7 protein-coding genes are annotated in these 16,206 nt (G+C 43.6%); all 7 read left to right on the forward strand.

The annotated features are described in order from the left end of the window. Positions 1-438: 438 nt before the first annotated feature. The 7 genes from ABIX36_RS13595 to ABIX36_RS13625 all read left to right on the forward strand — a co-directional run bounded on the left by ABIX36_RS13595 (position 439) and on the right by ABIX36_RS13625 (position 16,126). The gene (locus ABIX36_RS13595) at positions 439-3,561 is read left to right on the forward strand and encodes a TonB-dependent receptor (protein WP_348082709.1); all 3,123 of its coding nucleotides are present in this window, start codon (positions 439-441) and stop codon (positions 3,559-3,561) included. 18 nt (positions 3,562-3,579) lie between these two features. Then, the gene (locus tag ABIX36_RS13600; RefSeq protein WP_348082710.1) at positions 3,580-5,403 is read left to right on the forward strand and encodes a RagB/SusD family nutrient uptake outer membrane protein; all 1,824 of its coding nucleotides are present in this window, start codon (positions 3,580-3,582) and stop codon (positions 5,401-5,403) included. A gap of 306 nt (positions 5,404-5,709) precedes the next feature. Next, positions 5,710-6,822 (forward strand): endo-1,4-beta-xylanase, encoded by a 1,113-nt coding sequence (locus ABIX36_RS13605; RefSeq protein WP_348082711.1) that lies wholly within the window; start codon positions 5,710-5,712, stop codon positions 6,820-6,822. Positions 6,823-6,933: 111 nt separating this feature from the next. Then, entirely contained in the window at positions 6,934-7,758 is an 825-nt protein-coding gene (locus ABIX36_RS13610) for an alpha/beta hydrolase (RefSeq protein WP_348082712.1), read from the forward strand. 36 nt (positions 7,759-7,794) lie between these two features. Further along, positions 7,795-8,952: an alpha/beta hydrolase-fold protein gene (locus ABIX36_RS13615; protein ID WP_348082713.1), complete on the forward strand. Its 1,158-nt coding sequence runs from the start codon at positions 7,795-7,797 to the stop codon at positions 8,950-8,952. Positions 8,953-9,529: 577 nt separating this feature from the next. Next, positions 9,530-13,723 carry a two-component regulator propeller domain-containing protein gene (locus tag ABIX36_RS13620; protein WP_348082714.1) on the forward strand — a complete coding sequence of 1,398 codons (4,194 nt, stop codon included), beginning with the start codon at positions 9,530-9,532 and terminating at the stop codon, positions 13,721-13,723. Between the two features lie 441 nt (positions 13,724-14,164). After that, on the forward strand, positions 14,165-16,126 hold the full coding sequence (locus tag ABIX36_RS13625; protein ID WP_348082715.1) for a family 43 glycosylhydrolase: 1,962 nt from the start codon (positions 14,165-14,167) through the stop codon (positions 16,124-16,126). Positions 16,127-16,206 lie beyond the last annotated feature (80 nt).

Raw genomic sequence — 16,206 nt, forward strand, 5'->3', positions numbered from 1 at the left:
TTGCACATTTGTACGATGATTTTGACGATATGTGATATACAAAATATGCCAAACCGCAGAACTTAGCAGATGTCAAAAGGTGTAAAACCCGCCTGATAACCAAATTATAAATCAATAACCAAATTTTACTCAGACAACATTTTTCAGACTCCGCTTACGACTCATTTTGCAATCGATTGCTTTGGGTTTAACGGGTAAACTGCTTGTTTGATTTTTAAGCCTTATTAAACCAATTTAAATGAGCAACCTATGATGGTAACATAAATGAAAATCTAAGGGCACTTGTCAAGGACAAAATCTGCTCCCCATAACCAACTAACCAATATTCAATAGGAAAGATAATCCGCACGATTAGAATTAAAGAAATGGCTTTGCAAAAAAGGCTGCTCGCTACCATTCCATTGTCGGTTTAAATTCCTAATCCCTAATAACCAAATTATGAAAAGATCACTACTGAACATTTATAATAAAGCGGCGCTCCTATTGCTTTTTAGCATTTTGAGTTGTGCTACCGCTTTGGCGCAAGACAAGAGGCTCACCGGTACTGTGTTTGATGAACAAAATCAACCACTTCCCGGCGCGACCATTAAAAATAAATCCGGGCAAATAGCTGTAGGTACAGATGTCAACGGTAAATTCACCATTAGCGTGGCCAATAATGAACAAACGTTAATTGTTCACTTTGTAGGCTACGTAGATGAGGAGGTAAATATAGGCAGCCAAACCAACTTTACCGTCCGGCTTACGCCCAGCTCCAAAAATCTGAACGAGGTTATCGTGGTGGGTTACGGAACCGTGCGTAAGAAGGACTTAACGGGAGCTGTTGCTTCCGTGTCGGGCAAGACATTGGCAGAAGTACCCGCCCCAAACTTAATTGACCAATTAAAAGGCCGTACCGCAGGTGTGGACGTAGTGAGTAACGGTGCAACACCAGGCACAGGCGGCCAGATCCGTATAAGGGGTAACCGTACTATTACCACCGGTAATAATGATGGCCAGGATGGCCCGCTTGTTGTTTTAGACGGGATCCCTTACCCCGGCAGCATTAATGATTTTGCTCCGGAAGATATTGCATCTATTGATATCTTAAAAGATGCATCTGCTACAGCCGTATATGGGTCACGTGGTGCGGGTGGCGTTATTTTGGTTACCACTAAAAGAGGGCGTGCCGGCAAAACGGTTGTTTCTTACGATGCATACTACGCAAATGCCAAAGTGCTTGGGAAATATAACATTTACGACGGAGCCGGTTACGCCAAGCTTAAGGCTGATGCAGCTACCTATAATGCCGCCGCTCCGGGTACCAGCGCTTATCCTATAACCCCGGCCGAACAGGCGGCATTAACAGCCGGCGTTTCTACGGATTGGCAAGACCTTATTTATCGCACGGCACCAACCCAAAGCCATCAACTAACTGTATCGGGTGGTGGTGATGCCACCCAGTTTAATATTGGTGCAGGTTTTTACCGCCAGGACGGTATCATCGTTAACCAATACTTCGATCGTGCGGATCTGCGTACCACAATTGATCACCGCATTAGCAGCCGTGTTAAAATTGGATTGAACAGTATAAACACCTTGCGTTACACCAGCCTGCCGGGTGGTGGCGGCGTACCGGGTGGCTTGGTAAGAACCACGCCGCTTGCATCGCTGAAAAACGAAGATGGCACCGTAAATCTTTTCCCGCAAATAGGAAGCATTGATGCCGCCGCGGTAAGCCCTTATACTTTAATTACAAAGGCGAGTTCTATATATGACCGTACCCGTCGCTATTCCACATTCAATAGCTTTTATGGCGAGGTAAATATTTTGGATGGCCTTAAATACCGTTTAAATGTTGGTTTGAATTTTATACAGGAGAATGGTAACACTTACAACGGAACACTCACCTATGTAAATGGCAACTCATCATTAAATAACGCCAGCCTTTATAATAACGAGCAGTGGAATTATAATGTTCAGAACTTGTTATACTATAATAAAACGTTTAACAAGCACCGGATAGATTTTACCGCGCTTTACGAAATAACAAAGGATCATAACAAGAACAGCAATTTCGCCACCACCGGGGTACCAACAGATTATATCCTCAACTCTAACTTTAACCTGGCAAGCGGGGCTATAACCAGTGGCGGTAGTTTTAGCGAGCAGGGCCTGCTTTCTTACATGGCACGTTTTGCTTACAGCTATGATGATCGTTATATGGTAACCCTTACAGCGCGCCGTGATGGGGCATCTTCTTTAGCTCCGGGCCACCAGTGGTTCACCTACCCATCAATTGGCTTAGGCTGGAACATCAGCAACGAAGCTTTTATGAAGAACGTTACCCTCGTTAATAATTTAAAACTAAGGGGCGGCTTCGGGGTCTCGGGTAACCGAAATGTAGGTGCTTATGCCACATTGGGAGGCCTAACCTCAACAGCTTATAACTTTGGTAGCGGGGGCCAGCTGGCTTATACAGTTACGAGTTTGCCAAACCCGAATTTAGGGTGGCAGTCAACAGCGCAAACAGATATAGGTTTAGATATCACCATCCTGAATAACCGTATCACCGCCAATATTGATGTTTATCAGCAAAAAACAAAAGACATTCTTTTACAGGTTAGCCTGCCGCCAAGCAGTGGTACCGGCAGTACTTTCCAAAACCTTGGTAAAACCGAAAGCAGGGGTATAGAGATTAACCTATCTACAATTAACATTCAAACAAAAGGTGGTTTCACCTGGAGCACCGATTTTAGCTTTGCAGTTAACAGGGAAAAAATAACGCAACTGACAAACGCAAGCCAATTGAGCGACCCAGGCAACGGATGGTTTGTGGGCCAACCTTTGAACGTTATTTACGACGTAAAAAAGATAGGCATCTGGCAAACGGAAGATAAAACCAACGGAACGCTTGCAAAACAAACCTCTCCGGTACAGTTCCCGGGGCAAATAAGGGCACAAGATGTGAATGGCGATGGTATAATTAACGCTAACGACAGGCAGATCCTTGGCAATTTCCAACCAAAATGGGTTGGAGGCTTTACAACCCGCTTCGCTTATAAAGCGTTTGATCTTTCCGCGATTTTTTACGCTCGTATGGGTATGAAAGTACTGTTGCCTTATTTTACTGCTGATGGCGGTGCTGCTGGTTTCGCTTTCTTTAACCAGGGGCGTGTTAATCAACTTAAAACCAATTACTGGACGCCAACAAACCCAACAAATGAATTCCCGGCACCGGATGCCAGTACAGATCGTTTGTTGTTTGGCTCAACGCTTGGCTATTACGATGGCTCGTTCATCAAATGCCGCAGCATCAACCTGGGTTATGTGTTGCCAACCAAATTAATCAATAAAATAGGTTTAAGCAGTTTACGTGTTTACGCTAATGCTACCAATCCATTCATCGTTTACTCGCCAATAGTTAGAGATCATTTGGCACTTGACCCGGAAGGAAATGGATATGGCGGTTCGGTAAATAATACTGGTGGCAATGCCGCGGTGACCAATCGTGCTGTAAGCGTGAATCTTAATAACCCATCTTACAGGCAATTTACCGTAGGTGTAAATGCTAAATTTTAAACTTTAAAAGATATTGATATGAAAACATATAGAAAATTTGCCTGCGCTTTTTTAATATTAACGGCATTGGTAAGCAATGGTTGTAAAAAAATATTGGAGGAACACCCGCAATCCAGTATTGTGCCATCTTTTTTTAACACGCCATCGGGTGTCTTAGGTGGAATTGCCGGGGGATATGCGGCAATCCGCGAGTCGACCTATGGTACTGAAGGTTTCACAGCCGAAATGGATGCCGGTACCGATGACCATTTGGCAGGTGGTAGTGCAAGTGGTATTCAATTATATACGTACAACGGCATCAACTCAAGCGTAGGCGGCGCCGGCTTTGGAGATGCTTACCGGGCTATCAATACCATGAATGGCGTATTGGAATATGGCAAGAGTATTGATTTGGATGCCGCGACACGTAAACAATACCTTGCCCAGGCTAAGTTTTTAAGGGCATTTTGGTATTTTTTGCTGGTGCAAAAACATGGAGATGTGCCATTGCACACTGCCTTCATAACCGTTCCTACAAAGGCGGACACCCGTGCACCTGCGGCCGATGTTTACAAAGTAATAATACAGGATCTGACAGAAGCCGCAGCAGACCTGCCGAATACGCCGGCAGCACCTTTTACAGGTAAGGCGGCTTGCAAACCTGTTGCCCAGTTTTTACTGGCACGGGTGTATCTTACAAGAGGCTGGCTAACCAACAACCAGGCAGATTTTCAGCAAGCGTACGCTCTTTTTACGGATATTATTGCTAATAAGGGTACCTACGGCCTGGACCTATGGCAAGACTATGGTGATGCTTTTAATCCCGCCAATGACAATGGCAAAGAAACCATTTTTGTAAGCGACCATAACATCGATACCAAATACGGTATTTACCCGCTTGGGCAAGCCCAGGGTGGTGGTCCGTACAATCTGTTGCCATGGTTCACAAACTTTAATTACCCCAATTTAAGCGGTATAAATTCGTATGAAAGTGCCTCGGGGAGCCTGGTAACTACAGGTGCCGGCGGAATGGTGCGCGACGTTCAATACGGCCGCCCCTACACCAGAACAAGGCCCAATTCCGATCCTGTTAAAACTGGTGCCAATGCCGGGAAACGCTATGTATTAGACCAGGCCTTTGTTAACCGCGACGTTGATTCCCGTTATGAGAACACATTCTATACCGCATGGATCTCTAACGTGGCCACATCAAACACAGCCGGTGCTGCAAATAACAAACGTGGAATTTCATATACGATGGTACCTGGGGTAGATACCGCCATTTATATGCCGGCTACCAATATCGATGGTGCCCCGCAATTTGTTGGTACACGTCCTTTTAAAGGTATAGTTATCCCGCCTAAGTATTGGAATAACAACATCTTCCCGTCTGTAAAGAAATTTATGGACCCAAGCCGTGCCGCGGCAAACTTTAACGACCCTTCAACCCGGCCGGTGGTGATATGGCGTTTTTCTGATGTGTATATGCTGGCCGGCGAGGCTGCTTTTAAACTTGGGGATTTGGGAAATGCAGCCAAATGGATAAACGTAGTTAGGCAACGCGCGGCATTCCGTAAAACAAATACTGCCGTTCAAAATTCTGCAGCGGTTTTGGCTATGACTATTCAGCCATCAGACGTAACGCTCGACTTTATTTTGGACGAACGTAGCCGCGAGTTTTTTGCCGAATGCCAAAGATGGCTTGATCTGGTACGCACCCGCACCTTAACCGCGAGGGTAAAAGCCTGGAATAACGAAGCAGCAGCTTATGTAAAGGATGAGTTTATGCTAAGGGCTATTCCGCAAAACGAAATTGATTTGGTAACAGAAGGACCAAAGATGCCACAAAACCCAGGCTATTAGCCTTGTTAATGGTATCATCTTACTGTTGAGCCGAATTACAAAGAGGCTGTTCCATTTGGGACGGCCTCTTTTGTATAAAAGATCGAACTGTTCCGCCGGATTTACGTAGTTAATACAGCGACTGAACATTTGGTAGCCATATCAGGCGAATTGTTGTATGCTGATCATTATAAATTAGTCATTTTAGTAAAATTGAATCTTTATCATAGTTATATGAATTACTCTAAAATTAGCCGGATGCCAAAAAATACCTCCCTGGTAATTTGCCTTGCGATTTTTGCCTTTGCCCTTATAAGCTGGTCTTATATGCCCCATAGCAAAAGAGACGTTCGCCTTCGCGGCCATGTTACGAAAAGCGAAAAAGGGCTGAAAGATTATTATAAAAAGTATTTTTCTATTGGTGTGGCGGTTAATGTGAGGGCATTATCCGGCGATGAAGCGGATTTGATAGTTCGCGAATTTAATAGTGTAACTGCCGAGAACGATATGAAAATGGGGCCAATACATCCAACCGAAGGTACTTACAACTGGCGCAATGCCGATTCCATCGTAAACTTTGCTATTAAACATAAAATTAAGGTAAGGGGCCATAATTTGTTGTGGCATGCCCAGGCCCCTGCCTGGCTTTTTAAAGATAGTACAGGCAACCAGGTAAGTAAAGAGGTTTTGCTGGCGCGCTTAAAAGAGCATATTACAACAGTTGTTAAGCATTTCAAGGGTAAAATATACGCCTGGGATGTGGTAAACGAAGCCATAGACGATAAGCCGGAAAACTACTTTCGTAATACCTCATGGTATAAAATATGCGGGGAAGATTTTATAGCTAAAGCGTTTGAATACGCCCATGAGGCAGACCCTTCTGTCGCCCTGTATTATAACGACTACAACAGCGAAGATGAATCTAAACGCGAGAAAATTTACCGGTTGTTGAAAAGCCTTGTCGATGCAAAGGTACCTATCACCGGGGTAGGCTTGCAGGGCCATTGGAAACTGGATAATCCAACACCTGAATTAATAAGGAAAGCGATTGAACGGTATTCTTCCTTAGGCCTTAAAATTCAAATTACCGAACTGGATGTAACAGTGCGTAAGCCTATGAGGCCCGAAGACAGACCCGTTGGCACAGCACAAACGCCTATGGCCGTTGATTCTGGCTTGACACCGGATTTAGCCCGGTTGCAGGAACAGCGTTACCGGGAGATCTTCGACATCTTCAGGGCGTATAAAAATGTGATTACCAATGTTACCTTCTGGAATGTTTCTGACCGGTATAGCTGGCTTGATGCACGGAATGGTGGGATAGGAGGGGGAGCGGCTGCGAGCGACCCAACACGGCGGGTAATTAGAAAAGCCTACCCATTATTGTTTGATGAAAAGCTGCTGCGCAAGAAAGCGTATTTCTCGGTGGTCGATTTTTAATAGCAGAAAGAAATGTATTTAAAAAAGTATTGCACTACGGCTGGCTTACAAATAGTATTTACATGTTTGCTCCTCATCATATGGCCTGATAGCACATATGCGCAAAAATTGATGGCTATATACCCTGACACCATTCCTAATGTAAGGAGTGGGCACCTGTTATTGACCCAGAAATTAAACCCGGGCCTCATTTACAGCGTTTTGAAGCCCGAACTGGAGATGTTTTTGCCGGAAGAAGGCAAATCAACCGGGGCTGCTGTGATCATCTGCCCGGGAGGGAGCTACAAAGTTTTGGTGTATGAGGGAGAAGGGGTTACCGCCGCAAAGGCGTTTGCCAAAAACGGCATAACGGCATTTGTGCTCAAATACAGGCTTCCGGACGATTCCATTATGATCGACAAAACGATCGGGCCGCTTCAGGATGCCCAGCAGGCCATGAAATTTGTTCGCGGGAATGCAAAAAAATGGGGGATTGATACGAACCGTATTGGCGTAATGGGTTTTTCAGCAGGCGGGCACTTAGCGTCTACGCTCGCAACGCATTTTCGTAAACCACTCATTAGTAACACCGAAAAAATTAACCTGCGCCCCAATTTTTTGATACTGATTTATCCGGTGATCAGCATGCAGGACAGTCTTACCCATCCCGATTCTAAACGTAATTTGCTTGGCAAAACGCCATCCAGGGCAGTTGTGGATGCGTTCTCCAATGAATTGCAGGTGGATGACGACACACCTCCATCTTATATTACCCATGCCGGAGACGATAAATTGGTTGACGTGGATAACAGTATTGTTTTTTACGAAAAGCTCCGGCATCACCACGTAGCAGCCGAATTACACCTTTACCCAAATGGCGGGCATGGGTTTGTGCTTAGGCAACCCACCGAAGTTTGGATGGGCCCTATTTTTAAATGGATACAAACCTTAAAATAAATCGATAATCTGATGCTTATCAATAAAGTTAAAAAAATGAGAAAGTTAGTGCATTTGTGTTGTTTATTGATGCTGGGGGGCTACCAGTGTTACGCTCAAAACAACAATGCCGGTAGCGCGACATCCAATATGGCCAATACTGCAGGTGTGCCTGCAGCTACCAATATAAGGCAGGCAAAATCCCCTGTAATATTGCCCAATAACAGGGTAATGTTTAGCATAAAAGCGCCCGATGCTAAGAAGCTACAGATAGATCTTGGTAAGAAGTACGATATGCAAAAAGACAGCAGTGGTGTTTGGACAGTAACTACAGATTCCATAGGGGAGGGGTTTCATTATTATTCTTTGCTGATAGACGGAGTTGCCGTTGCCGACCCGGCCAGTGAATCATTTTATGGTATGGGGCGTATGGCAAGCGGTATCGAGATCCCTTTTTCCGGAGGTGGTTATTATGCGGAAAAGGATGTACCCCATGGCGATGTCCGCATAAAGAAATATTATTCAGCGAAAGCTAAGGCCTGGCGTCGCGTATTTATTTACACGCCGCCAGGATACGATTTTAAAACTGGTGAAAAGTTTCCTGTGCTTTATATTTTACATGGAGGCGGTGAGGATGAACGGGGCTGGGCAAATCAGGGTAAAACGGATGTGATACTTGATAACCTGATAGCCGAAAAGAAAGCAAAGCCAATGCTTGTAGTTATGCCCGATGCTAATTTTAGCGGTGCAGGCTTTTCAGAAGACTATTTATTAGCTGTTGAGGCCGAAATAAAAGAATCTATCATCCCATTTATCGAAAAAAATTATCACACTAAAAACGATGCTTTGCACAGGGCATTGGCGGGCCTCTCTATGGGCGGCTTAAATACGCTTTATACAGGGATAAAAAACAATAATATGTTCTCCTACCTGGGCGTATTCAGTTCGGGTTGGATAATGCCAATGCAAGATAAAATAGCGAGCGCACAATACGATTACCTGAAAAAAAACCAACTGCAGGTTAATACTAACCTTAAAAAGTTTTGGATAGCCATGGGCGGGAAGGAAGACATCGCCTATAATAACTGCCAGGCTATGCTTGCTAAACTAAAGGAATTGAACATTAACTATACCTATTACGAGTACCCCGGTGGCCACACCTGGCCGGTATGGCGTAATAACCTGTACCATTTTGCCCCGTTATTATTTCAATAGAACCCCAAATAGCTAAATCAACTACCGGTGGGGTTCCAAAACAGCGTTATATCAACTAAGTTTAGTGCGATATAAGTCTGTTTTGCTTTTATTTCTCAAACGTTAATTTCAGTTGCATCTTAGATAAAATTTTTAGTAAATTTAACAATTATAAACCACCAGTTTTTCTGTTACAGGCATCTTTTATAATTAATAGGCCATTAAGAAGATAGTTTTTATCAAATTTCTTTACGGTTTCATGGTAAAAGATTTAGAATTTATAGTGACACTATTCTGGAAAAATATGTTAACCCTGTATTTTTTTAACGTATTGATTGTCAAATAGTTAAAAAATAAATATTGAAATTGTGTTAAGTTATGTTAACCCTGTTTTTTTTGCACGCCAGGATGTTTGGTGGGTAAAAGATGGAAAATTGAAGCGATTGATAACAGGCCTGATAAAATTGAATAGGCTGTCTTTGAATAGGCTATAATTCTTTATGGTGAGCTTACTTAGAATGGAATTATCTTTGGGCAATATTTGCAATTGGTATTTTGATCCATTTGCGATGTTAACCTAAATCTGTCTGCAAGTAGTATGGAAATAACTTATACCCCCTTGTTTTTAAGTAGATTAGTGAAAATGCTGCAAGGGGTTAAACTGCGCTTTTGGGCCTTTTTTTTATTTGTTTTTGTGGGCAATGCAAATGCTCAGGAAATAAAATTTACAGCGGTAACTTCCAGGGATGGCTTGTCATCAAATACGGTTAATAGTATTTTAAAAGATGATGACGGCTATATGTGGTTTGCAACTCCCGAGGGCGTTGATAGGTATAACGGGCGGGACGTAAAAGGCTATGGTTTCAGCACAGGCAATCCGGTAACTATCCAGGCAAAGGAGACAACTTCATTATATAAAGACAAATCGGGCCGAATTTGGGTGGGTAGCATGGGTGGTGGCCTTTACTTTTATGATAAATTAAAAGACCAGTTTATAGCTTATTCCGTCCTTAATAACCCCGGCTCTGTAGCTAACCAATACATCCTATCCATATGCAGTGATTCTTTGGGAAGGTTATGGCTTGGAACTATCGACGGAGTTACAATACTGGATCTTGAAACAAAAAAAGCCTCGCGATTTTTGCCCTCAAAACAATCAAAGGGAGGCCAGGTCTCCGGGAATATCTTCTGTTTATATAAAGATAAAGCAAACAGAATTTGGATAGGCACAGGAACCGGCCTGCACTTATACGACAGCCGGTCGGGCAAGCTCTCCACTTTTACGCATGCTAACAGTAACCCCAATAGCCTTGCATTTGATAAAGTTAATACGGTTACCGAAGCTGATGACGGTAAAATTTGGATTGGTACTTCTAATGGATTAAGTTGCCTGGCACCGGACTTGAAAACGTTTAAAAACTTTAAATATAGTCCCGTAAATAATCAAACCTTAAGCGGGAATTTGATCTATAGTGTCGCAGTAGCCGATGGAAACCAATTATGGATAGGGACGGAAGGCGGATTGGATATTATGGATATGCAGTCGGGCAATGTAAGCCGCTTTAAACACGACGACCGCGAATTATTTAGTATAAACAGCAAATCCATCCGGTGTTTATATTTAGATAGGAATGGTATTTATTGGTTGGGTACTTATGAAGGAGGAATAAATAAATACGATAAGAGCCTTACGCTATTCAATCTGAAACAAAATAACGGGTACGATCCTAAAAGCTTGAGCGCTCCGGTTGTATCATCTATTGTGGAAGGTAATGGAGGTAATATATATGTTGGTACAGATGGCGGCGGGCTTAATTTATTCGACATAAAAAGCAAATTATTTACCCATTTTGACATCAAGCCAAAAGAGAAAATAAACTCTGCGGGCTTACCCATCCTGTGTATGGCGCTGGATGGCCGGCAACAGCTTTGGATTGGCACTTTCCAAAATGGCATATTTGTTTTCGACACTAAAACAGGTAGCTACAAACAGTTAAAAGCAGGTAAGAGTGCATCAGAGATAAACAGCAACGAAATATTCGCTTTAAAACAGGATAGCCGTGGCAATATGTGGGTTGGAACCAACGGAAACGGGCTAAATAAATTCAACCCTGAAACAAAGGAATTTCAAAAATACAACAATAGCAGTTCACCCAGCGGATCCGACCAAAAAAGCCTGCCGCTAAATGGGTATATCAGGGTTATTGAAGAAGACCGTGAAGGGAATTTGTGGATCGGGTCTATCGGAACCGGCATAGCCGTATTAGATCAAAAAACTCAAAAATTCAGTTTGTTGAATTTTGCCACTACGGGGGTAGCGATAGACCGGGTTTTTAGTTTGTTGGAAGATCACCTTGGAAGGATATGGATAGGGACCGGGGGCGATGGTTTATTTTGTTACGATAAAACCACAAAAAAAATAAGCTTTTATGGCGACCGCGAGGGGCTCTCAAATAACGTGATCCATAAAATACTGGAAGATGAGCAGGGTAACATTTGGGTGAGCACAAACAAAGGTATCTCGAGCTTTAACAGGCGGGAAAAAAAGTTCACCAATTATTCGCAATGCAATGGGCTGCAGAGGGCTGCATTTTATAATGGCTCCGGATTGAGGAGTTCAAAAGGCTGGCTGTTTTTTGGCGGGGGAGAAGGGCTTAATTATTTTGACCCCGCGCATGATGTGAAACTTAATAAAAATGCTCCCCCCGTATTTTTAACAGGGCTTCAGGCTGATAATAGAAATGTAAGCCCGGGGAAAGATGCTCCGATTGAAAACAGTATCGCGGTATCAAAAGTGATCAGACTTAATTACAAGCAAGATTTCTCGTTGAGTTATAACGCTATAAACTTTACCATTCCGCAACAAAATAGCTATGCCTATAAACTTGTAGGATTTAACGCAGACTGGAACTATGTTGGAGCTAACACCACAGCATATTTTACAAATCTAAATCCTGGCGACTACACCTTTATGGTTAAAGCAGCTAACAATAACGGGGTATGGAACAATGAGGGTGCGCAAATACGCATCGTTATCCGCGCACCCTTCTGGATGACCTGGTATGCTTATGCTACTTACCTGATGGTGATATTGGGGAGCTTGCTGTTTATTCGCCATTTGGGTATTAAAAAAGTTAAACGACAAATCGCGATAGAACAGGAGAGAAAGATTGCCGAGGATATGCACGAAGTAGATATGATGAAAGTAAAGTTTGTGACCAATCTTGGTCACGAATTTCGCACACCTATTTCGCTTATCATGGCACCTACGGATAAACTACTGGCGCAACAAAACGACCATCAAACCGCTAAACAACTGGCCGTTATAAAAAGAAACAGCCGCAGGTTATTAAATCTTGTGGATCAAATGTTAGACTTCCGCAAGCTGGAAGAGCAAGAATTGAAATTATGCCTCAGTGATGGCGAGATCACATCTTTTATAAAGGACGTAGTTGATTCTTTTCAAGACCTCTCCGAATCTAAAAACATCCAATTGAGTTACGAGGGTTTATCCCATCCGCTTTTCGTGAAGTTCGACGGCGATAAAATTGAGCGTATGCTTTTCAACTTGCTTTCTAATGCGTTTAAGTTTACGCCTCCGCGCGGAAAGGTAAATGTGGAGGTGCTTCAAGCTGCTACAGAAGGCTCTGAACCAGTAGTGTCGCTCATGATCAAAGTAACAGACTCTGGTATCGGAATTGAAAAAGAGAATGTAAACCTCATTTTTAAGCGTTTTTTCCAGGTCGGTGACTTGTCGGGCGGCCTAAACCAGGGAAGCGGTATCGGGCTGTCGATTGCCAAAGAATTTGTAGAAATGCACCACGGAACAATCGCGGTTGATAGCAAGCCGGGTAGCGGCTCCATTTTTACGGTAACGTTAAATTTAAAAACGTTCGAGCATCAGTTATCTACAGAAGAAGTAATTCCAACGGTGGGAGAATTCGATAACATTGATGGGCCGGAAGATGATTTAGCAGACGAAAGAAAAAAGCAAGGTGTTTTAAAATTACGTGTACTTATTATTGAAGATAATGAGGAATTGCGATTTTACATCCGCGATAATTTGAAACGAAACTTCAAAGTAGACCAGGCAGCAGATGGTAAAGAAGGATGGGAAAAGGTTCTGTCATTCCACCCGGATCTGGTGGTAAGCGATATCAGCATGCCCTATATGGATGGCATCTCGTTAACCACCAAAATAAAGGCAGACAAAAGAACCTGTCACATACCGGTGATTTTACTTACTGCGCTTACCGGCGACAGGCAGCAGTTGTTGGGGTTAGAGACCGGCGCTAACGATTACCTCACCAAACCGCTCAATTTTGAGATACTAAACGTAAAGATCAAAAATTTGTTGATCCAGAATGCGTTGTTAAAAACCACTTATTCCAAGCAACTTAAAGTAACACCGGATGGCGTGGAAGTTGAGTCGAGCGGAGAAAAGTTTCTGAGTAACGTGATCGCCTATCTCGAAAAAAACCTCACTAATCCTAAATTCTCTGTGGTGGAGCTAAGCGATCATCTCGGCATGAGCAGGGGGGCACTTTATAATAAGATCTTCGCGCTCACGGGCCAGCCTCCGGTGGAGTTTATCAGGTCGTATAAACTTGACAGAGCCGCTTTTTTATTGCTAAAAAGCGATATGACCGTTTCGCAGATCGCTTACGAGGCGGGTTTTGGCACACCTCACTATTTTTCTAAGTCGTTTAAAAATAAGTTTGATATCCTTCCGTCGGAATACCGGAAAACGGAATTAAAAGAAGAGACATCATTAGACAAAAGTGCTGTATAAATAGGCTTTAACCAACAACACCGCAAATTCCTAATACCGCCCGGCGCCGTAAACTTTGGACGTGCATCTGGCCAACTCTTACATATTTAAAGCAGCATCCGTTTGCGTACCTCTTGTCGTAATCTTCACACGGTCCTAAAAGCCGTTGTAACGTCCAAATTATACATTCCTTGCACTAACATGGTAAATAGTGTTACTCAAAACATATTGCTATGGATAATTTTGAACAGTTCAAGAAGATTTTAACCCGATTAAAGATCCAAATAAAAGCGAGAACCAGTTATGTTTTGGCGCAAGCCATTATATAGTCACGCTTGAAAATTTGATGATAGAACATCTGGTTAAGGCATCGCCAGTGTGGTTTTAAGGGTAGTACTGCTTCGCTGGTTAATCTTTTTCGAAACCCTTTTCTTGATAACTATTAATGATTAACACCCCAATATGAGGCATCTCTATAAGTTTTTTTTCTACGCCATTGCGCTGTTGAGTTGTAGCGTAAATTTGCAGGCGCAAAATAGGGCAACAGCCGATTCTTCCGCTTTTTTCTCCTCCGTTAAAACTTACGTTAACCCTGTTTTACCCGGTGATCACCCGGACCCCACCTTACTCAAGGTAGGTAACGATTTTTATTATTGCGGTTCAACCTTTCACTTTAACCCGTACTTGCCTATCTACCATTCAACCGACCTTGTACACTGGGAAGTGATCAGCAGGGTTTTGCCATCATCAAAGGCGGTTTGGGTAACAGATCGCCCCTCGGCCGGGATATGGCAGGGGGCTATTACTTATTTCTACGGTTCGTACTGGATCTATTTTTCTGCCGGTGGCCAGTGGTTTTGCAAGGCCAGTTCGCCGGCTGGCCCATGGTCTGTTCCTGTAAAGGTAAATTCAAACCCAACCACAGGCAACCTGGGCTACGATAACTCCATTTTTGTTGATGACGATGGCAAGCCCTACATGGTTATTAAAGACGGGCAAAAAGTAAACCGTATCCAAGGTTTGGGCGAAGACGGCCAGTTAATCGGGACTGTGATAAACATGGACTGGATAAACGCCAAATTGCAATACAGTTGGGCCGAAGGCCCGGTGATGGGTAAACGTAATGGGTACTACTATTATTTTCCAGCAGGCGACGTGTCTGGCGGGCAATATGTGCTGAGGGGCACAGCGTTAACAGCAGATTCCACTAAATGGGAAAGGCTTGGTGAGTTTTTTAAACCGATAACCGACTCGTTAGCGGGCTTTCGCCGTCCCAACCATATTGCAGCACCATTTCAGCTTTCAGACGGAACGTGGTGGACGATAGGGCAGAGTTACGAAAAATACAATGGTAACGACTGGTCGGGCACCGGCCGTCAAACCGCTTTATACCAGGTAATATGGGAGGGGGACAGGCCCTGGGGAGTGGCACCAACTTCTAAACCTATCCTGATGCCAGCACTGCCAAAATCCAGCATTCCGTGGCGAAGTGTCAAGACGGATTACTTTAATGACGATGAACTCGGGCCATGGTGGCATTTTCTGACGAAAAAAGCATCCAACAGCTATTCCTTAACAGCGAAAAAAGGATGGGTGAGGCTCACGCCAGATACTAACCGAACCCACTTGATGCAAAAAGAAACGGACCATTTTTATTCCGTAGTTACCAGAGTTTCGTCAAACGCGGCTACACCAGATGCCAAGGCGGGGATTTACTTAACCAATGGCAATCAGAAAGTATTTGCAAGCTTATCTTCCGGATACGAAAACGGAAAAAAGATCATATTTAAGTTAGACACCGCGACACGCGCTGTTGCAAACCTGGCTGGGAACAGCGTATGGTTAAAGCTGGTACGGGAACAACACCTGCTAACTGCCTTTTACAGCAGCGACGGAAAGAAATGGGTGAAGGTGGGTCAGCCAATTAGCGCGGTAAACCTTGATAAGGCGCAGCCTAATTTTAATTCGTGGGTGGGTACCAGTGTTGGGTTGTTCGCCGAAGGTAAACCCGCAGATTTCGACTTCTTTATTTGTAAAGATGGGTTATCTGCGTTACCGGCAGCAGGATATAGCAATTATTTTGGCGTAAACTTGGTTGATTCTAAATCGGGCAAAGTAGTAACCAATACATCGGCCCCTGGGGGATGGATGATGATCTCAGGAGTAGAATTAGGGGCCGTAGCTCCATCAGCAGTTGACGTAGCCGTTTCTTCTACTAAAAACGGGTATATAGAGGTGTGGCTGGATGATTTAAAAGGAAAGCTTGTAGCGAAAATACCTTTTACTGCCACCGGTCCAAGCAAGTGGAAGGTGTTTACAAAATCCATAAAAGCCGCCACCGGGCAGCACGATCTATTCATAAAACTCCCGCCGGGGCAGCCCAATAACACATTTATTAAGAGTATTAAGTTTTCAACCAAATAGCAGCCATAAGTATGAAAAAATTGTTGACTTTATTGTTCTGTATAGCCCTGTTACCGGGTTTGGTTCTTGGCCAAAATAAA

Origin of the sequence: Mucilaginibacter sp. (genome assembly GCF_039925265.1) — a bacterium.
Lineage (GTDB): Bacteria > Bacteroidota > Bacteroidia > Sphingobacteriales > Sphingobacteriaceae > Mucilaginibacter.

What these genes read in the sequence shown, in the direction of transcription:
- ABIX36_RS13620 (WP_348082714.1), top strand. Translation starts at nt 9,530, where the DNA reads ATGGAAATAACTTATACCCCCTTGTTTTTAAGTAGATTAGTGAAAATG.
- ABIX36_RS13595 (WP_348082709.1), top strand. Translation starts at nt 439, where the DNA reads ATGAAAAGATCACTACTGAACATTTATAATAAAGCGGCGCTCCTATTG.
- ABIX36_RS13615 (WP_348082713.1), top strand. Translation starts at nt 7,795, where the DNA reads ATGAGAAAGTTAGTGCATTTGTGTTGTTTATTGATGCTGGGGGGCTAC.
- ABIX36_RS13605 (WP_348082711.1), top strand. Translation starts at nt 5,710, where the DNA reads ATGCCCCATAGCAAAAGAGACGTTCGCCTTCGCGGCCATGTTACGAAA.
- ABIX36_RS13610 (WP_348082712.1), top strand. Translation starts at nt 6,934, where the DNA reads ATGGCTATATACCCTGACACCATTCCTAATGTAAGGAGTGGGCACCTG.
- ABIX36_RS13600 (WP_348082710.1), top strand. Translation starts at nt 3,580, where the DNA reads ATGAAAACATATAGAAAATTTGCCTGCGCTTTTTTAATATTAACGGCA.
- ABIX36_RS13625 (WP_348082715.1), top strand. Translation starts at nt 14,165, where the DNA reads ATGAGGCATCTCTATAAGTTTTTTTTCTACGCCATTGCGCTGTTGAGT.